12 protein-coding genes are annotated in these 19,490 nt (G+C 66.6%); 3 read left to right on the forward strand and 9 right to left on the reverse strand.

Going from position 1 to position 19,490, the window contains the following annotated elements; translation table 11 throughout:
- The first annotated feature begins 1 nt into the window (after position 1).
- Positions 2-367, forward strand: a complete 366-nt coding sequence (gene speD / locus AB5I39_RS04125; RefSeq protein ID WP_404371517.1) for an adenosylmethionine decarboxylase — start codon at positions 2-4, stop codon at positions 365-367.
- On the opposite strand, the gene AB5I39_RS04130 is transcribed toward speD, so the two are convergent.
- From AB5I39_RS04130 to AB5I39_RS04145, 4 genes are all read right to left on the reverse strand, one after another.
- The gene (locus AB5I39_RS04130; protein WP_404371519.1) at positions 337-1,281 is read right to left on the reverse strand and encodes an acetyl-CoA carboxylase carboxyltransferase subunit alpha; all 945 of its coding nucleotides are present in this window, start codon (positions 1,279-1,281) and stop codon (positions 337-339) included. The genes speD and AB5I39_RS04130 overlap by 31 nt on opposite strands.
- The gene (locus AB5I39_RS04135; protein WP_404371522.1) at positions 1,278-4,958 is read right to left on the reverse strand and encodes an SDR family NAD(P)-dependent oxidoreductase; all 3,681 of its coding nucleotides are present in this window, start codon (positions 4,956-4,958) and stop codon (positions 1,278-1,280) included. The genes AB5I39_RS04130 and AB5I39_RS04135 overlap by 4 nt, the downstream gene beginning before the upstream one ends.
- A gap of 123 nt (positions 4,959-5,081) precedes the next feature.
- Positions 5,082-10,574 carry an AMP-binding protein gene (locus tag AB5I39_RS04140; protein ID WP_404371524.1) on the reverse strand — a complete coding sequence of 1,831 codons (5,493 nt, stop codon included), beginning with the start codon at positions 10,572-10,574 and terminating at the stop codon, positions 5,082-5,084.
- 133 nt (positions 10,575-10,707) lie between these two features.
- On the reverse strand, positions 10,708-11,589 hold the full coding sequence (locus tag AB5I39_RS04145; protein WP_404371527.1) for a LysR family transcriptional regulator: 882 nt from the start codon (positions 11,587-11,589) through the stop codon (positions 10,708-10,710).
- Positions 11,590-11,699: 110 nt separating this feature from the next.
- Here AB5I39_RS04145 and AB5I39_RS04150 point away from each other — a divergent pair, with 110 nt between their 5' ends.
- Positions 11,700-15,704, forward strand: a complete 4,005-nt coding sequence (locus tag AB5I39_RS04150; RefSeq protein WP_404371530.1) for a putative inorganic carbon transporter subunit DabA — start codon at positions 11,700-11,702, stop codon at positions 15,702-15,704.
- Positions 15,704-15,949, forward strand: a complete 246-nt coding sequence (locus tag AB5I39_RS04155) for a hypothetical protein (protein WP_404371532.1) — start codon at positions 15,704-15,706, stop codon at positions 15,947-15,949. The genes AB5I39_RS04150 and AB5I39_RS04155 overlap by 1 nt, the downstream gene beginning before the upstream one ends.
- 12 nt (positions 15,950-15,961) lie before the next feature.
- On the opposite strand, the gene AB5I39_RS04160 is transcribed toward AB5I39_RS04155, so the two are convergent.
- The 5 genes from AB5I39_RS04160 to AB5I39_RS04180 are packed head-to-tail and all read right to left on the reverse strand — an operon-like array spanning position 15,962 to position 19,460.
- A complete protein-coding gene (locus tag AB5I39_RS04160) occupies positions 15,962-16,846 on the reverse strand; it encodes an HpcH/HpaI aldolase/citrate lyase family protein (RefSeq protein ID WP_404371534.1) in 885 nt (294 codons plus the stop codon).
- Positions 16,843-17,295, reverse strand: a complete 453-nt coding sequence (locus AB5I39_RS04165) for a MaoC family dehydratase (protein WP_404371537.1) — start codon at positions 17,293-17,295, stop codon at positions 16,843-16,845. The genes AB5I39_RS04160 and AB5I39_RS04165 overlap by 4 nt, the downstream gene beginning before the upstream one ends.
- Positions 17,296-17,312: 17 nt before the next feature.
- Entirely contained in the window at positions 17,313-17,666 is a 354-nt protein-coding gene (locus AB5I39_RS04170) for a HesB/IscA family protein (protein WP_404371540.1), read from the reverse strand.
- A 47-nt stretch (positions 17,667-17,713) separates the two neighbouring features.
- A complete protein-coding gene (locus AB5I39_RS04175; RefSeq protein ID WP_404371542.1) occupies positions 17,714-18,172 on the reverse strand; it encodes an SUF system Fe-S cluster assembly protein in 459 nt (152 codons plus the stop codon).
- Positions 18,173-18,185: 13 nt separating this feature from the next.
- Positions 18,186-19,460 (reverse strand): aminotransferase class V-fold PLP-dependent enzyme, encoded by a 1,275-nt coding sequence (locus AB5I39_RS04180; RefSeq protein ID WP_404371545.1) that lies wholly within the window; start codon positions 19,458-19,460, stop codon positions 18,186-18,188.
- Positions 19,461-19,490 lie beyond the last annotated feature (30 nt).

The raw sequence follows: 19,490 nt of genomic DNA on the forward strand, positions 1-19,490 counted from the left end.
CGTGGATTTTACCGGGACGCATCTCCTGCTCGATCTGTTCGGCTGCACCGGGCTCGACGATATCGCGCGCGTGGAGCGGGCGCTGCGTGCTTCGGTGAAGGCTGCGGGGGCGACCTTGCTCAACCTGCACGTCCACGGTTTCGGCGAGGGGCATGGCATCACCGGCGTCGCCCTGTTGGCGGAATCGCATATCTCGATCCATACCTGGCCCGAGCGCGATTATGCCGCCGCCGACATTTTCCTGTGCGGGCCGACGAACGACGTGAAGGCTGCGGGAGCGGCCCTCACCGCGGGGTTCGCCGCGACCAGGACCGAGGAACGCTGGATCAGCCGCGGTTATGGCGCGGCGGACGCGCGGCCGAGCTGAAGGAAGAAATTCCGCCGCTCGGTCTTGAGTTCGGCGGGGCTGAGGGTCTTCAGGCCATCCAACTCGGCCCGCAACGCAACCGAGAGCCGCTTGATCGCGCCCGCATGATCGCGATGCGCGCCGCCCTTCGGTTCGTACACGATGCGGTGGATGACGCCCAAGCGCAGCAAATCTGCGGCCGTCACCTTCATCGCCTCCGCCGCATCGGGCGCACGGTCGGCACCGCGCCACAGGATCGAGGCGCACCCCTCGGGCGAGATGACCGAGTAGATCGCATGTTCGAACATCAAGACGCGGTTCGCCGAAGCAAGCGCTACCGCCCCGCCCGATCCGCCTTCGCCCACGATCACCGCGATCAGCGGCACGCCGAGCGACAGGCAGCGTTCGGTGCTGCGCGCGATCGCCTCGGCCTGGCCGCGCGCCTCGGCATCGATGCCGGGAAAGGCGCCCGGCGTATCGACCAGCGTGATCACGGGCAGGCCGAAACGGTCGGCCAGGTCCATTAACCGGATGGCCTTGCGATAGCCCTCGGGCCGCGCCATGCCGAAATTATGGTGGAGGCGCGTGGCCGTGTCCTCCCCCTTCACATGTCCGATGACCATGACCGATCGACCCTCGAATTTCGCCAGGCCCCCGATGATCGCCTGATCGTCGGCAAAGGCGCGGTCGCCTGCGAGTGGCATGAAATCGTCGAACAGGCCCTCGACGAAATGGCGGAAATGCGGGCGATCGGGATGCCGTGCAACTTGCGTGCGCTGCCACGGCGTGAGGCGCGCGTAGAGATCGACCAGCTGTCGCTCGGCGCGTTCATCGAGCATCGCCGCCTCCGCCTCGCCCGCCCCACTGCGGCGGAGCGCTGCGGCGTGCGCGGCGAGCGTCTCGATCGGCTTTTCGAAGCCCAGATACTGCATCACACCGTCATCGACATGCCGCGGTAGATGCGCGCGCGATAGCGCGAATCCTCCGCATCGGGCAGCGGCGCACCGAGCAGTAGCACCGCGCGGGCGAAGCGCTTCACCTCCTCCAGATGCTCGTCGAGGTTGCGGGGCTCCTCCGACTGGACGCGGCGCGTCAGGTTGATCTGATTGACCGGCACGTCATGCACCAGCCGCTCGTTCTCCACCGCCAGCGTCGCGGTGAAGGCGTGCAGCGTCGTCTTGATGAAATTGGCGAGCGCGAAGGCCGGGCTCTTGTCGCCCATCGGCACGTCGGGCGAGGCGAGCACCAACTGGCAATCGTCGTACAGCGACGCCTTGCGCGAGACGCGGAAGTGATTGGTCAGATTGTTCGCGACCAACAGGCGGAAGGCATCGGGATCGAGCGGATCGTCGCGCTCGAACAGCCGCTGTGGCAGCGCCTCGAACGGGGTGGAGAGCACAGTGGTCGGGCGGCCCCAATCGACCATCGCCTGATCCATCGCGCCTTCGAGGGCATCACCGCAGACGATCGTCTCGAGCGCATCGGCCACGTCGGATAGGGCGTCCTTGAGCGTCGCTGCGCCCTCCGCCGTGCGGGTGATGAGCACAGCGCGCGCGACATGCGCCTCGGTCACGAAGGACCGCGCGGTTTCGGCGATGTAATCGACCAGATGCTCGCCGATGATCCACACCGTCTTGCCGCGCATCTGGTCGAGCCGTTCCTGCTTCGGGCTGCCGAACAGTTCGCGTTCGGTGGTCGAGCGTTCGACCGACAGCCCGCCCGAGGGCATGAAGGTCTCCCCCGACACCGCGCGATCGGCGAGGAAGAACACCGTCGCCTGCGCCACGTCGCTCTCGGTCGGCATCTTGCCGAGGTAGAGCTTGGACAGGACGCCGCTGCCGACCTTCTTCGCCTCGACCGCGATCTTTTCGGCGGGCAGGAAGGGCGCATCTGCGGGCGGCGTGCGCAGCAGCCAGTCGCCATTCGCCTCTGCCGTATCGGGCCGGTCGCGCCATTCGGGCGAATCGAGGAAATAGCCGCCCTGACGCAGGCGCGAGACGAGCGCCGCCGCGATCTGCGGCGTCAGCAGATATTGGTCCCAGGTGCATACGCCGTCGCCTTCGCGCGCGCAGGCGAGCGCGAGGTCGCGGAGTTCGCGCGGAACGTTGGTGTCGTGCGACATGCGCACTGTATCGTTGCGCGACAGGCGGCTGAGCAACGCCTCGACCCGCACGCCGCGGCGCAACGCCTTGACGCTCGCCGCGTGGACGGCGTTCAAGCGCTTGTTTTCGAGGATCAGCTTGCCGCGCCGGTCGAACAGGCCGGGCTTGCCGCCGGTTCCCGCGAGGCGATCGCCGTCGACCGGGCCGGGCGCGATGGCGTTGAACTGCACCTCCGGCCCCAGATAGCGCGCCATCGATTCGACCATCGCCCGCTGGCCCGATTTCGACACGGCGTAATCGGCGCGGTTGGGATAGGCGACCGCGAGATATTTCTCGCCGCCGAAATAGGATGAAACGTTGAGCACATAGCCCGATCCCTGCGCCTTCATCAGCGGCACGACATGGTGCATGACGAAGAAATTGGAGATGAGATTGGCGTCGAGCGTGTAGTTCCAGGCATCGACGCTCATATCGACGACCATATCCTCGGCGCCTGCGACACCGGCATTGTTGATCAGATAATCGATCCGCCCGAATGCCTTGAGGGTCGCGTCGACCGCCCCCTTCAACGAATCGAAGTTGCTGACATCGACATTGCCTAGCGTCTGGACCCGGCGTTCGACGCCCGCGAACCCGATATCCTCCAGCTCGCTGACGATGCGCGCGCGGGCGACCGCGAGTTCGCTCTCGCGGCGCGCGACCATCATTACCTTGGCTCCGGCGAGCGCGAGCAGGCGTGCGACCTGCCCGCCGATCCCGGCCGAACCGCCGGTGATGAGCGCGACCTTGCCCAGGTGCAGGCCGGTGATGTTCTCGCTGAACCCAGGCATGGCTTTGCGCGAACCCGTCGCCTCGCCGATGTTGCCGGGGACGTACAGCGTCACCTCGCGGATCTTGCTTTCCTTCAGCAGGATGCGCGCGGCATGCCCTGCGGTGAAGCGCGTATTCTCCGCCTCGCTATTGCCGAAGCGGACGATCTGATTGCCCCATTCGGCCTGCCGCCTGCGGCCATGCGCTACGTCGATTTCGGATTCATCGCGCCAGATGCGGATCAATTGCTCGGTCGCGGCGCGCAGCATCTGGGCGTAGACATCGCCCTTGCCGTCGCTCGGGTTGGTGAGGAACACGAAGCGCGGTTCCTGCAGCAACGTGTCGTTGCGCTTCCAATAGCGGCTCATCGTACGGGCGAGCGCAATATTGCCCGCGAGTTCGACATCCATAAACCGCGCGACATCCTCGTCGCTTGCATCCACCAGATCGCCGACCAGCTCACCCGGCCCGAGCACCGGCATGAACACCGCGCCGGTGATCGGCGCATGTTGCTGCGTATAGGCGTCGAGCGCGGCTTCCATCGCGGCGGGTTCGCTGCGGTTGAAGCGCACGATCGTCAGTCGGTCGTCCGCCCCCTCCGCCTTGGCGCGCGCCTGCGCGATCGCGACATCGGCTTGGCGGGTTAGGCCGAGCAGCACGCGCGCGCCGCAGGCGATCTGGATATTGGCGATCTCGAGAGCCTCCTGCCAGCCGTCGCCCGCCGCAATCAGCACGGCCAGCCCCGCCCCGTCCATCGAGCGCATCGTCGGGCGCGACAGATAGGTCGCGCGCTCTTCCTTGCGCACGGTCATGCCGTGGGTCACTTCGAAATCATGGCCGTTGTAAGCGGCGGATTCGTCGCTGCCGAGGAACACGCAGGTCGTGGCAATGTCTGTCGGCGTCGGGAAGGTCTTGGCCTTGGCATTGCCGCCGGTCGCGCGTTCCAGCGACATCATGTCGAAGAACTGGTTCGCGGTTGTCCCGGCATCGTCGCCGCGCATCGTATCCATCGTCGCGAAGACGCTGCGAATCCGCTCGCTTTCGATCGGGCCGGGGAAGACGAGGTTCACGCGGATCCCGCGCGGGCCAAGCTCCAGCGACAATTCGCGCGAGAAGGCGTTCATCGCCGCCTTCGGCACGACATAAGCGGTGCGCGCATAATAAGGCGTGCGTGAGAAGATGGTCGACACGTTGATGATCGACCCGCCCTCGCCCATCGCGGTCGCCGCGGCGCGTGACACGTTCCACGCGACGCCGAAGATGTTGCGGATCGCGTCGCCGACGGTCTCGCCATCGCTCGAGCCGGACTTTTTCAGCGCGGCGAGTTCCTCGGCATCGATCGGCAATTGCTCGATCGGCTGCTTCGGTCCGGCCGATCCGGCATTGTTGACGAGGATGTCGATCCGCCCGAAGCGCTCCACGACCTCGGCGATGGCAGCCCGCACTGACTGCGGGTCGCCGCCGTCGAGCGTCACGGTGGCGAGCCGCGCGACATCGACGCCGGTTTCGGTGCGGATCGCGGCGGCGGCGGCTTCGGTGCGATCGGGCGTGCGGCCGGTCATCACCACGCTCGCGCCCTCGGCGAGATAGTGCCGCACGATATAGCCGCCGAGATTGCCCGCCGCCCCGGTGACGACGGCAATCTTGCCAGCCAATCGGCCTGCGCCGGTCGCAATGGTCGCGGTGTTTGCCTTCGCCATGTCCACTCTCCACTACATGCGACCTCGTGATCGCACTTTGACGTGTTCAGAGCCTGGGGAGGACGGACGCGATCTTACAGCCAATTCCCGCTACGGCAACCGGACTTCGCGGTCGCGGCGTGATTAAGCGACCGACGATTGCGCCTCCCCGGCTGCCCAAGCTTCCAGCAATGCATCGCGGCTGCGCAGGCCCAGTTCCGGGAGCGCGTGGTTGACGACATAGGTCGCGCCCGAATGGCGGTTGTCCCACATCGCCTGATGCGCCTCCGGCAGGCCATCCCATGGCACCACCTGCGGCTCGGTCACTTCCAGCAGACCCGCGGCGATCATGTCGTTCATGCGCGCCACTTCGAACGCGTTGCACAGATGCGTGCCGAGGATGGAGGCGGTCGGCATCAGGATCTTGCGCTGCCGCGTCCACACTTGCGGCGCGTAGAAGGTGAAGCGCTGCCCGGCCAGATCCTCGGCGAAGATGACACGCCCGGTGAAGGGCTTCACCAGCGACGTCGAGACGCCGAGCGTATCCTGCGCAGCGCGTTCGATCACCAGATCGGGGCTGCCGCGCGGATTGTCGGGGGAGCGCAGGATCTTGCCGATCGCCGAGCCGAACGGCTTCATCACGCGGTCCTGATAATCGCGCACCGCCGCCTTGAAGATTTCGATATCGGCCTTGGCATCGGGCAGGCGTGGCATCGTGTCGGGCCATAGGAAATTGGCGCCTTCCTTGCGCCGGATCGATTCGAGGCTGACGATCCCCTCGATCGCATCCTCCAACCCCAGCGATTGCAGGAATTCGCGCTGCCCGTCGGTGGTGGTGGCGACGACGCTGCGCGCGTTGAAACGGCGTGCGGCCTCGATCATTTCGAGGCCCGTCTCGTCGAGCAAGGCGGTGGAGCGCGGCCCGTAATAGATCAGCACCGCCTCGCCCCCGCGCAACGCGGCGCGGCGCAGCATCTCCTCGGGCGATGCGCTGCCGGGTTTGCCCATGAAGCTGAAATGATAGCCCGAGGATGCGCCGTAGAACGCCAGCGTCCCCCCGTCCGCAAGCAATTGGAAGCTGCGCGGGAAGGCGGTCTCACCGGCATGGCTCACGACATAATCGGCACGCTTGCCGCCGTTCAGCGCCTCATATTCGGCGATCAGCGGTGCGCCTGCGGCCTCCCATGCGCGCGCGGCTTCCGGGTCTTCGGGGACGATCGTATAGAGGTCGGCGAAGCGCGGGTCCTTGCGATCGATCGCGCCGACTGCGCCTTGCTGTTCCGTGATGAACGCCGCGCGCTCTGGCGAGGACACAAGGCCGGTAACCTGCAGGCCAGTGCGCACCGACGACCGCAAGGCGTCGAGCCCGGTACCGGTCGCGGCACCCTCGACGAACAGCGTCCGCCCCGGCGCGATCTGCAACGTCGTGAACAGGCAGCGCGAGATGGTGCCGAGGTTGAGGACATAACTGCCCGCCTGCTCCAGCGTCAGGTCGGGCGGGATCGCGTGCATTTGCGGCGCCTGCACCGTCAGGAATTGCGCATGGCTGCCGGTTTCGGTCTCATAGCCCTGGATCGAGAAATCGGCGTACATCGGATCGTTGCCGACATTCGGGCTGAGCAAATCATTGGTGCCGGAGTACACCGTGACGAGATCGCCGACCTTCACGCGGCCTTCTGCGCGCGTCTCGCTGCCGAGTGCGGCTACGAGTGCGATACCGCCGGAGCCAGTGATCTGGACATCCCGCTCATGGGCATCGAACGGCGACACCGGGATGCCAGTCAATGCCCAGATGTCGTTGAAATTGACCTCGCTGGTCAGCATGTAGAGCAAGGCTTCGTTCGGCGCTGGCTCGGGCACCGCCACGATCAGTTCACGCTCATGGCTGGCGGGCGGGCCGAAGCGTGGCGCGCCGGTCTCCGCATCGCGGGCGATGCCGAAAGCGTATTGCCACTCCGGGATGCGCGTGACGCCGGGGTAGAATGGCGCGCCGACGGGGAGCAATTCGCCCGCCGCCTCAAGCGCTTTCCCGCGAGGTTCGTGCTCTTCATCCAGCCACACGCCGTCGCGCCGGACAGGCAGCGGCGGGCTGACCTTGTCCATGAATTGCCGGATGCCGGTCTTGCCGCCTTCGGGATCGATGATCGCCTCGGCGAACAGCGCCGCCTCGCGCGCGAGGCCCGCGCTCATGCCATGTTCGAGGCCAGTGCGCACCGCTTGCAGCGCGCGCTTGCCCGCGGTGCTGCGACCAGCCCAGTCGAGCTGGCGCTGGATCCGCTTCAGGAAATCATCGGCCAACACTGCGTCGAGATCGACCGAGGAGGCCGTCTCCCACGCCTTGGTCGCCGCCTGCCGCGCGGCATAGGCCGCACCGAGCGGGCTGCTTTCGCCGTCTTTCACAAAGGCTCGCACCGCCGCGTGGGCAGCGCTCAGCGCGTCCTGTGCCCCGTCCACCAAAGTATCGACCAGGCCGATCGTGCTGGCCGCCGCCGCGTCGATGCTGCGCCCGCCCAGGATCAAATCGAGTGCATCGCGCACGCCCTCCGCACCATTCCGGTCGGCGAGCAAACGCGGCAGACGCTGTGTCCCGCCATAACCGGGCAACAGGCGAAGGCGGATCTCCGGCTGGCCGAAACGCGCGGTCGGCTCGGCGATGCGATAATGGCACGCCAGCGCGAATTCCATCCCGCCGCCCAGCGCCACGCCCTGCACCGCGGCGATGCACGGCTTGCCCATCGTCTCGATCTTGCGAAAGGCGAGCTGCGCATTGTTTGGCAGTACCATCGCTTCGTCGAGCGTGTGGATTTCCTCCAGCATCTGGCGAATGTCGGCGCCCGCGACGAACGACGCGGTGCCCTGCCCGGTGAACACCACCGCCACGACATCGTCCTTGCGCGCGAGTTGATCGACCACGACGACCAGCTCATCGATCGCGCGTTCGTTGAGCGCGTTGACCGGGGGGTTGGTGACGGTGACCGTCGCGACGCGCTTGCCCGGCGCGACATTGTTGTACTGGACGAGGAAATAGCGGTTGCGCTCGAACAGCGATTGCTCCTCGCTCAAGCGCTGCTTGCGTTGCCAGTCGTCGATCGCGGTTTTGAGTTCGCTCAGCGCCTCGGGGTTGCGCAGCGTCGTCACGTCGCCAACATCGCCGCCTTCCACCAGCGCGCGCACCATGCGGCGCATATACTTGCCCGAGCGCGTTTCGGGGAATTGCGAGACTTCGATAAAATCGGCGGGCACCGCGACCGCGCCTTTCTCGCTGCGCACCAGATCGAACAGGCGGCGTTTGTCGTCGATCGTCAGCTTGCGACCCGCCACCGGCACGACGAAGGCGAGCGGGGTCAGCCCCTTCTCGCGATGCGGCGCGCCAACCACCAGGACGTTGCCGACCGGCGAATCCGGGTCGAGCGCCTTGTCGCGCAGCACCGCGCCCTCGATCTCCTCGGTGCCCATGCGGTGGCCCGAGACGTTGATGACGTCGTCGCTGCGCCCGTGGAGCGAGAACGACCCGTCATCGTGCGCGATCGCGAAATCGCCCTGGGTATAGGCCCAGCTGCCGCGCCAGCGCTTCCAATAGCCCTCCGCCCAGCGCGCGGAATCGCCGCGCCATTCGGCGGCGACGCTGCCGTTCGTTACGTGGAAGCGATCGACATCGCCCCAGATCGTGCGGGCGAGATAGGGGTAAGGCGCGGCCATGACGATCTCGCCTTTCTCGCCCTTTTTCGCGCGCCGCCACGGCACGCCCGCATCCCCGTCGCGCACGAACGGCGTCGCGTCACCACTCGCTTCCTCATCCTCGACCCACACATCGCCGACGATCCACGGCAGCGGATAGGCATGGGCATCGGGCTTCAGCGGGAAATCGCGATTGCCGTAGAAATGCGTCCACGCGATCCCGCCATGCTCGGTCGCCCAATAGCTGTTGATGTATTGCGGCACGACATGCTGCATCCCGAACGCCTGCACGGAAGGGCTGGTCGGCTCCGCGCAAAAGGTCGCGACGCGCAACCGCCCCATGTCATAGCGCTGCAGATCGGCAAGGTTCGACGGGTCCGACATCACCGATTTGAGGAAGGTGACGCCCGCCTTGAAGATGGTGACATTATGCCGTTCGATCATCGAGGCGAAGCGCCCGGCGTGCGGGAAGACCGGCGACCCTTCCGACACCACGCTGGTCACCCGCGTCATCAATGGTGCGCAGATCAGATAGCTCTGCCCGGTGATCCAGCCCGGATCGGCGACGACGAACAGCGTGTCGCCGGGGCGCGCGTCGAACGCCACCGCCATCGTCTCGGCGACGCCCGCGGCATAGCCGTGCGCGTGAACGATGCCCTTGGGCTTTCCGGTCGAGCCCGAGGTATAGATGAAGAACATCGGGTAATCTGCATCGACCGGCAACGGCTTGGACGACGCCCAGATCGCGCGGACGAAGTCGGCATCGGGCAGTGCGAGCAACTCCGCCTCGTTCGCGACCGCGAACCCTGCGTCACCCGCCTTGGCAAGCAAGGTCGCCAGCGCCGCATCGGTCAGATCGTGGCTCCATCGGTCGCGCTCCTCGCGCCAGATCACGTCGGGCTGCGCGGTGTGGCGCACGACGATCACCGTCTCGACGCGCGGCGGCAGCGTGACGAGGCTGGAGGCGATGGCGATGCGGACGCGCGCGGCATCCGCACTGCTGATGCGGCCTTCATTGCCGAGCGTGATCAGCGCGCGCCCGACGCCGCGCATCACGTCGGAGCGTTCGACCGACACTTCGCCCGCCAACGTCGCCTTGACGGTGTCGAGGATCGTCGTGGTTTCGGCCTCTGCCAGTTCGAGGTCGGTCTCGGCGAGGATCGCGAGCGCAGTCGCCACCGGCACATAATTGTCGAGCGCCGGGTCGGTATAGGCGTTCTTGAACGCAGCGACCTGCGCATTGCGATAGCTGCCGTCGGAGGTGACGATGACGCGCGCACCGGCGTCGCAAATCCGGTCTGACAGCGTCTTGTCGCTGAACCCGCCGAACACGGCGGTGTAGACGATGCCCAGCCGCTTCGCTGCTTCGGTCCAGTAAATCTGCGGCACGATGCTCGGCATGTTGAGCGCGATGCGGTCGCCCGCCTTCAGCCCAAGCGCCTCCAGCGCCAGCGCGCATTTGGCGACCTCCAGCAGCAACTGCTTGCGCGACACGTGAAAGCAATCGACCGGCGCGCCCTGACCGCCTGCAGCCGACATGTCCCACCGGTCGCCTTCAAAGATCAGCGCGGTTTCATCGCCGTGGCCGCTCAGCACATGGCGGTCGACCTCGCTGAAACAGGCATTGGTGCGCCCGCCGACGAACCAGCGCCAATGCGGCGGCTGCGATCCGTCGAACGCCTGCGACCAGGGGGTGAAATCGGTGGGCAGGTCAGGGCTGATCGCCGCGCCGCTCGCCGCGTCCCAGCCGGACCAGCGGCCATCTTCGCCCCGCGCGAGCCACGCGCCCGAGGCGCCGACATCCGCGACGAACCAATGCATCGCACGGCCGGCAATCTCACCATGAAAAGCGCCCGGGTCGGCCAGCACTGCCGCGCGCATTGCATCCCAATCGCTGCGGGTGCGGACGGGGTTATACGCCGGGGACACGTCAGCCGCGGTGACAGGCGCTTCCCCCATGGCGAATCATCCCCTCTGGTATATTTTGCGAGCATTGAGCCTTAATCTGGATCGATAAGCAACTGCGCGGCCCCACGGCGGCCGGCGGAGCCCGGCGCGATTCCGCGATTCGTACCGATTCCGTAACGGCGGATCAGAGGTTCGCGCGGTCCAGCAGATCGGCCAGCAGGCGGTTGGGGAAACGCCGTTTCTGCGTGATCGCGTAAAATGTCTCGGTCAGGTTCGGCACGCGGCAATGCTCGACTAGCACCCCCGACTGGAGTTCGTCGAACACGACGATGGGGGGCACCAGCGTGACGCCCTCGCGTTCGCGCGCCAGCAAACGCAGCATCGCCATGTCGTCGACCTCGGCCAGGATGATCGGCCGGATGCCCGCCAGATCGAGCACATGATCGAACCCGACGCGAATGTCGCTGTCCAGGCTCGGCAACAGGATCGGTTCGTGACGCAGATCGTCGGGAAAGCGGAAGGCGCGTTTGCCGGGGCGGGGCCGACCGACCAGGCTGACGGGCTGCTGATCGAGCAGATGGTTGCGGAACGACGCCCGCGCATCGCGCGGCGCGGCGCTGTTCGACAGGACCACGTCGATCGTATGCGCCTCCAGTTGCGCCAGCAGGTCGCGGATCGTGCCCGACCGCACGATCAGTTCGACATCGGCGCGACCGACCAGCGGGCGCAGGAACTGAATCTGGAAGTTGCGCGATAGCGTGGTGAGCGCGCCGACCCGCAGAATCTGGCGGTCGGCCACCGGGCGTCCCTCCAGCGTGCTGAGCATTTCGTCGCCCGCCTGGAACACCGTGTCGGCATAATCGAGCGCGATCTGGCCCGCCTCGGTCAGCACCAGTTTCTTGCCGACGCGATCGAACAGCGCATGGCCGATCTGGTGTTCAAGCTTTTGAATTTGCACCGACAAAGCCGATTGCGAGAGGTTCAGCCGTTCCGCCGCGCGGGTGAGGCTGGACTCGTGCGCGACCGCCCAGAAATAGCGGAGATGGTTGAAGTTGAGCTGCTTCACTTCGTTCTATAAAACAGAACGATAGCGTAAAGACAATGAATTTTATCTGATCAAATCGCCGGCGTAATGGACCGTCCCCAAGCGCACTTTCGCGCATTCGGGATATGCCGATGCCATTCGACCTGCTGCCCTTTGTCGCACCACTCGCGCTTCTGCTGAGTGCTGTCCTGGCCTTCGTCGCGCCGCAGAACCGCGCGCGGACCGCCGCGCGACTGGCGGAGGCAGCGGCGGCGCTCGCGATCATCATCGCCGGGATTTCCGCCGTCGTGCTGCTCACGCATGGGCCGGTCGACACGCGCGTGATCGGGTGGGGTGGCAATGGTTTCGCCGCGCGGCTCGACGCGGTGAGCGTCACGCTTGGGCTGCTCGTGTCGTTCGTCGGGTGGATCGTGGTGCGCTATTCCGCCACCTATCTCGACGGCGAGCCGCGCCACAACGCCTTCACCGGCTGGCTGTGCGTGACGCTGGCGTCGGTGCTGCTGCTGGTGCTGTCGGGCAATCTGATCGAGCTGGTGCTGGCTTGGATCGCGACGAGCCTGGGCCTGCACCGCCTGCTGCTGTTCTACCCCGACCGTGTTGCGGCTCAACGCGCAGCACGCAAGAAATTCGTCACGGCGCGGGCGGCGGATGCGGCGCTGATCGGCGCGGCGCTGCTGCTCGGCCTGGCGTACCAGACGACCAGCATCGCCGCGATCCTGTCGGCGGCGCGCGGCGGCGAAGGGGGCGGCCTCGCGGTCGCTGCAGCCGGATTGCTGGCGATCGCGGCCTTGCTCAAATCGGCGCAGTTCCCACTGCATGGCTGGCTGACCGAAGTAATGGAGGCGCCGACCCCCGTGTCCGCGCTGCTGCACGCCGGGGTGATCAATGCCGGCGGTTTCATCCTGATCCGCTTTGCCGACGTGATGCTTCTCGCGCCCGGCGTGCTCGCAGTGCTGGTGATGATCGGCGGGTTTACCGCACTGTTCGGCGGGCTGGTGATGCTGACGCAGCCCGCGGTGAAGACCTCGCTCGCCTGGTCGACCGTCGCGCAGATGGGCTTCATGATCATGCAATGCGGACTGGCGCTGTTCCCGCTCGCGCTGCTGCACATCGTCGCGCATTCGCTCTACAAGGCGCACAGCTTCCTCGCCTCGGGCGGCGCTGTCGAGCGGATCGCGCTGGCGCGGCGGCCGGGCCCGGTTGCGATCCCCGACGCGAAGGCGGTGGGCCGGGCGTTCCTGGTCGCGCTCGGCATCTATGGCGCGATCGGCGCGGCATTCGGTTTCCATCACCAATCGCCGCAAGGTGCGGCGCTCGGCGCGATCCTGATCTTCGGCATCGCCTATCTGTTCGCACAGGGCTTTGCCGATGCCGCACCGCGCGCACTCACCCGCCGCGTGGCGGTTTATGCGGTTGCCGCGTCGGTCGGTTATTTCGCGCTGCACGCCATCGCGCTCGCGCTGACCGCCGGAACGCTACCCGCGACGCCGATGCCGGGGCCGCTCGAATGGGCGCTGATGGTGCTCGCCGTGCTGAGCTTCGCGCTGGTCGCGGTGGCGCAGGCGATGTTCCCTTTGTGGGCGTACCACCCGGCGGCTGCGGGATTGCGCGTGCATCTGTCCAACGGCCTGTACGCCAACGCCTTGTTCGATCGGATGCTCGGCGGCTGGGCGCTTCGGTCGGTGCGGAAAATGGAAAAGGAGGAGAGGTCGGTGTCGGGCGGGGTCGAACAGCAATACGTGGATCCGCAAACGCTGGCAGCGGCAGCCGATGCGGCGGCCAATGCCATCCCGCCGGTGTGGCCGCTCGCGTCGAGCGTCGCGGTAAACCCCTATTTCGGGCAGACCGACCGCACGCTGGCGGAGACCGGTGCACTGCTCGCGCGGGTGGCGGGTGCGCCGATCACGATGCCGCGCGACTGGTATCGTGAGCGGATCGCCAGCGGCACGGTGAGCGACGACGATCTTGCGGCGGCGCTTGCGGCAGCACCTGAACTCCACCGGCCCGCCTCGGTCGCGGCACTAAAGGCTGCCGCACAGCGCCCCAGCGCCCCGATCGCGATGGTCCCGACGATTGCCGATCTGGCGGCAAAGGTATCGGGCGTCGATTGGCCGGGCATCATCGCCGAACGCTTCGGCGCCTGGGCAGCGGCCTATTTCGATGAGGGGCAGGCGCTTTGGGCCGCACCGAAATGCCGGAGTGCCTATGCCGCGTGGCAGGCAGTTGCGACGCACGACCTGACGCCCGAGATCGCGGGTCTGACCGACTTCGCCAGCTTCGTGGCCGACGCGCCGGAGGCGGCGGAGAATGCTCTCGCCCGCGCCGCTGATCGCCTGGCGCTGCCGCGCGATGCCGCGAGGACCTATTTCCACGGCCTGCTGATCACGCTTGGCGGATGGGCGCAGTATGCCCGCTACAAGCGCTGGCAAGCGCAACTGGCGGGCGCGGACGACGCCACGATCACCGATTTCCTGGCGATCCGGCTGGTATCGGAAGAGGCGCTGTTCGCGCAGTATGCGCCGCTGATCGCGGAAGCGTGGGACGACGCGCGCCTTGCGCACGCGCAGCCCGTCACGCCGAGCGCGGATGCGGCGGTCGACGCGATCCTGCAGGAAGCGTGCGAACGCGGCGCACAGCAGGAACTTGCCCGGACCCTGTCCGCCGCCCATCCCCTTGCCGACCCCACACCGCCGATCCTGCAAGCCGCCTTCTGCATCGACGTTCGATCGGAAGTGTTCCGGCGGGCGCTGGAATCGGTCCATCCGGGCGTGCAGACGCTGGGCTTCGCCGGCTTCTTCGGCCTCACGGCGTCACATCGCCGCTTCGCATCGGACGTGGCGGAGCATCGCCTCCCCGTGCTGCTCAACCCCGGCCTGACCTCGCACGCGGGCGGCGCGACCGATGCCGACACGATGGCGCGCTACAAGGCGCGGGCAACGCGGGCGTGGGGTCGCTTCAAGCTGGCGGCGGTATCCTCCTTCGCCTTTGTCGAGGCGGCCGGGCCGGTCTATATCGGCAAGCTGTTGCGCGATGCACTGGCGCGGCATCCCAATGCCGTACCGAACGATCCCGCGCCGCAGCCCGATACCCCGCTGGACGACGCGACCAAGGTCGGCATGGCGGCGTCGGTCCTGCGCGCCATGTCGCTGACGCGCGATTTCGCGCCGCTGGTGCTGCTGGTCGGGCATGGCGCCAACGTCGTGAACAATCCGCACGCCAGCGGCCTGCACTGCGGCGCATGCGGCGGTTACTCGGGCGAGGTGAACGCCCGGCTGCTCGCCGGATTGCTCAACGATCCCGCCGTCCGCGAAGGGTTGCGCGCCCTGGGCATCGTGATCCCGGGCAGCACGCTGTTCCTGGCGGCGCTGCACGACACGACCACCGACACGGTATTGATCTATGCGGGCGATCACCCCTCGCCCGCGCACCGCGCCGACGTCATCCGAGCGCGCGGCTTCCTGGCGGACGCTGGCGCCCTGACGCGCGGCGAGCGCGCCTTGCGGCTGCCGCGCGCGCTGAGCGAGAGTAACGTTGCCCGGCGCAGCCGCGACTGGGCGGAAACGCGGCCGGAATGGGCGCTGGCCGGGTGCAAGGCGTTCATCGCCGCGCCGCGCAGCCGGACCACGGGCAAGTCGCTGCACGGCCGCGCCTTTCTGCACGATTACACTTGGCAGGACGATGCGGGCTTCGGCGTGCTCGAGCTGATCATGACCGCCCCGGTCGTCGTCGCGAGTTGGATCAGCCTGCAATATTACGGATCGAGCGTTGCGCCCGATCTGTTCGGTGGCGGCAACAAATTGCTGCACAACGTCGTCGGCGGGATCGGCGTGGTCGAGGGCAATGGCGGCACGCTGCGCGCCGGTCTGCCGTGGCAATCGGTGTATGACGGCAAGGACCTGGCGCATGAACCGTTGCGGCTGAGCGTCTGCATCGAAGCCCCGCGCGAGGCGATGTCGGCGATCCTGGAGCGGCATCCGGGCGTGCGCGCGCTGTTCGACAATCGCTGGCTCCATCTCTTTGCGCTGGACGATGCCGGGCAAATGGCGTGGCGCTACACCGGCGATCTGGCGTGGGAAGCGGTCGGCGCAGCAGCGCCGACCACCGCCGAAGCGCGCGACGCGCTGGTTCAGTCGTGATGCTGCCGCTGCCGCACAGCACGCTGCGCGCCGAGCCCGAGTTGATGCTCGCACTCACGCAAGCGCGGATCACCTGGGTGCTCGATCACCCGCACACGAGCGGGTGGGTCAAGGACGCCTTGCGCGGGGCCGAGGGGATCGATCCGGTCACGCTGCAAAACGATGTCGAGATGATCCGGCATCTGCTGCTGCCGCGCTGTCAGGCGCAGATCGATCTTGCAATGGGCAAGGTACTGGTCGAGTAAGCCGCCCGTGCGTCAGGCGGTGCCGGTGAGCGCCAATATTGCCTGCGCCTGTTTCAGATGCGGCAGATCGGTCATCCGCCCGTCGATCGCGACGGTGCCCGCGCCGGGTGCATCGGCAAAGGCCGCCACCACGCGGCGCGCGTGCGCGATTTCCTCCGCCGAGGGCAAGAAGCTTTCGTTGATAACCGCGACTTGCGCCGGGTGGATGGCGAGGCGTCCGGTAAAGCCCTCGGCCCGCGCCGCGCGTGACGTGTCGCGCAAGCCCGCCTCGTTGCGGAAATCGACGTAAAGCGTGTCGATCGCCTGCACCCCCGCCGCCTTCGCGCCCAGCAAGGTGAGCGAGCGCACCAGCCGATAGGTCAGCGCCCATCCACCAGCGGGATCCTGATTGGTGCTGGCGCCGAGCGCGGTCGACAAATCCTCCGCTCCCCAGGTCAACCCCAGCAACCGATCGAGCTTCGCGCCTGCATAATCGCCGAGCGTAAAGGGCGCAGCGGCAGTTTCGCTGGCAACCGGCACGATCCGGATTGCACCTGCAGTGACACCCGCCTGCGCCTCCAGCGCATCGAGATAGTGCGACACCCGCAGGATGTCGGCCGGGCCAGTGCATTTCGGCAGCATGATTCCGTCAGGAGCAGCAGCCACCACCGCCGCCAGATCGCCTAGCGCCAGACCGCTGTCGAGCGGGTTGATGCGCACCCAAAGCTGGCTCGTGCGCGCGTCTTTCGGACGCTCGCGCAGGAACGCCGCGACCAGATTTCGCGCACGCGGCTTATTCTCCGCCGCAACCGAATCCTCGAGATCGAGGATCAGCGCATCTGCGCCGGTCGCATCCGCCTTGCCCAGCTTCTTTTCGCTGTCGCCGGGGATGAACAGCCAGGACCGCAGCACGCTCATGCCGGTTTCTTCCGCTGCAACCCGCTGCGCTTGCACGTGGCGACCAGTTCGCCGCGCTGGTTATAGGCGCGGTGGATGAAGGTCACGATCCCGGCATTGGGTCGCGATTTGGATTCGCGCAGATCGGCCACTTCGGTTTCGATCCGCAGCGTATCGCCGATGAACACGGGTGCTGGAAAGCGCACCTCGTCCCACCCCAGATTGGCGATGGCGGTGCCGAGCGTGGTGTCGCCGACCGACACGCCGACCATCAGCCCCAGCGTGAAGGTGGAATTGACGATGATCCGGCCATAATCGCTGCCCTTCATCGCCTCGGCATCGAGGTGCAGCGCCGCCGGATTGTGCGTCAGCGTCGAGAAGAGCAGATTGTCGGTCTCGGTCACGGTCCGGCGGATCGCATGGTCGAAGGTTTGCCCGACCGTCAATTCGTCGAACCAAAGTCCCGCCATGTCGTGTGTTCCTCAAATCAGACCGTGAAGCTTTCGCCGCACCCGCATTCCCCCTTGGCATTGGGGTTCGCGAAAACAAAGCCCGCCGCGAAATCGTCTTCGACCCAGTTCATCGTGCTGCCGATCAGGTACAGAATCGATCCGCCGTCAACGAACAGCGTGCCGCCGGGTGTGTCGATGCGTTCGTCGAAGGGCTTGGCTTCGCTGACATAATCGACCGAGTAAGCAAGGCCCGAGCACCCGCGGCGCGGGGTCGACAGCTTGACGCCGATCGCGTCCGCCGGGGCCTTTGCCATAAGGTCGGCAATCCGCGCCTCGGCCGAGGGCGTGAGGATGAGGGCTGCGGGACGGGTGCGGGTGGTGGTCGTCATCGGCTTCTCTTCCTTAAACTCCCCTCCCGCTTGCGGGAGGGGAATAATCACAGCATTCCCAACTCAAGCTTCGCATCGTCGGACATCTTGGCCGGGTCCCACGCCGGGTCCCACACCAGATTGACTTCGGACGATCCGATTCCCGGCACCGCGCCGACGCGCAATTCAACTTCGGTCGGCATCGTCTCGGCCACCGGGCAGTGCGGCGTGGTGAGCGTCATCGTAACGACGGCGTGGCCATCATTGGTGACATCGACGCCGTAGATCAGCCCGAGATCGTAAATGTTGACCGGGATTTCCGGGTCGTAAATCTCTTTCAACGCCGAAACGACCGCCTCGTACAACTCCCCACCCGGCTCGCCCGCGGGCTGCCCCTGCGGCTTTTGCGACAGGAAGCCGTCGAGATAATCGCGCTTGCGCTCGCGGACTTCCGCCACATCCTCCACGCGCGCGCGCGGCGGCTGTTCGACCGCGCTCACTTCCTCGATTTCGATCCGGTCGCTCATCCGAAAATCCCACTCATCCAAAAATTCTCGTCACTCGTTCTATGCCGCGCACCAGCGCATCCACATCGGCGGCACTGTTATAGACCCCGAAGCTCGCCCGCGCGGTCGCGTCGACGCCGAGATATTCCATCAGTGGCTGTGCGCAGTGATGCCCCGCACGCACCGCGACGTTGGCTTCGTCCAAGATGGTGCCGATGTCGTGCGGATGCACCCCCGCGATGCTGAAACTGACGATTCCGGCAGAATCCTCAGGGCCATAGAGCGTTACGGAGTTGATCCGGGACAACGCCTCGCGGGTCAATTCGACCAGCGCGGTCTCATGCGAGTGGATGCGATCGAGCCCGATGGCCTGAACATAATCGATCCCGGCCGCGAGCCCGAGCGCACCGACGATATGCGGCGTTCCCGCCTCGAACCGGCCCGGCGGCGGGGCATAGGTGGTCCCCGAAAAACTGACCTTGTCGATCATCGCGCCGCCGCCTTGATAGGGCGGCATCGCGTCGAGCAGATCCGGCCGCGCCCACAGCACGCCAATTCCGGTCGGGCCATAGAGTTTGTGCGCGGAAAAGACGTAGAAATCGCAATCGAGCGCGGGGACATCGACCGCCATACGCGGCACGGCCTGGCAGCCATCGAGCAGGATCTTCGCGCCGACGGAATGCGCGATGTCGGCGGCGCGGCGCCCGTCGAGCACCGAACCCAGCACGTTGGAGACATGCGCCAGCGCGACGAGCTTGTGCGCGGGCGTGATCATCGCCGCCATCGCATCAAGATCGATACGATGATCGGCAGTCAGCGGGATCACGTCGATGTGCGCGCCGACGCGCTCGGCCACCATCTGCCACGGCACGATGTTGCTGTGATGCTCGAGCTGGCTGAGCAGGATACGGTCGCCCGCCTTGAGCTGCGTCCCCGCCCAGCTTTCGGCGACCAGATTAATCCCCTCGGTCGCGCCGCGCACGAAGATGATTTCGTTCTCGGAGCCCGCGCCGATGAAGCGCGCGACGGTGCGCCGGGCAGCCTCGTATGCCAGCGTCATGTCGGCGGAGCGTTGGTACACGCCGCGATGCACGGTGGCGTAGGTCGTGTCATAGGCACGCGTGATCGCGTCGATTACGGCTTGCGGCTTCTGCGCGGTGGCGGCGGTATCAAGATACGCCCAGCCTGCCGGGATCGCGGGGAAATCGGCGCGGTGGTCGAGCGGCTGCGTCTCCCCTCCCTGGAAGGGAGGGGTGGGGGGTGGGTTGGTATGGGTGGCACGGTCCGGCTGCTCAACGGGCCGCCCCACCCCCAGCCCCTCCCTTCCAGGGAGGGGAGG

Origin of the sequence: Sphingomonas sp. MMS24-J45 (genome assembly GCF_044881195.1) — a bacterium.
In the GTDB taxonomy this organism is placed as follows: Bacteria; Pseudomonadota; Alphaproteobacteria; order Sphingomonadales; family Sphingomonadaceae; genus Sphingomonas.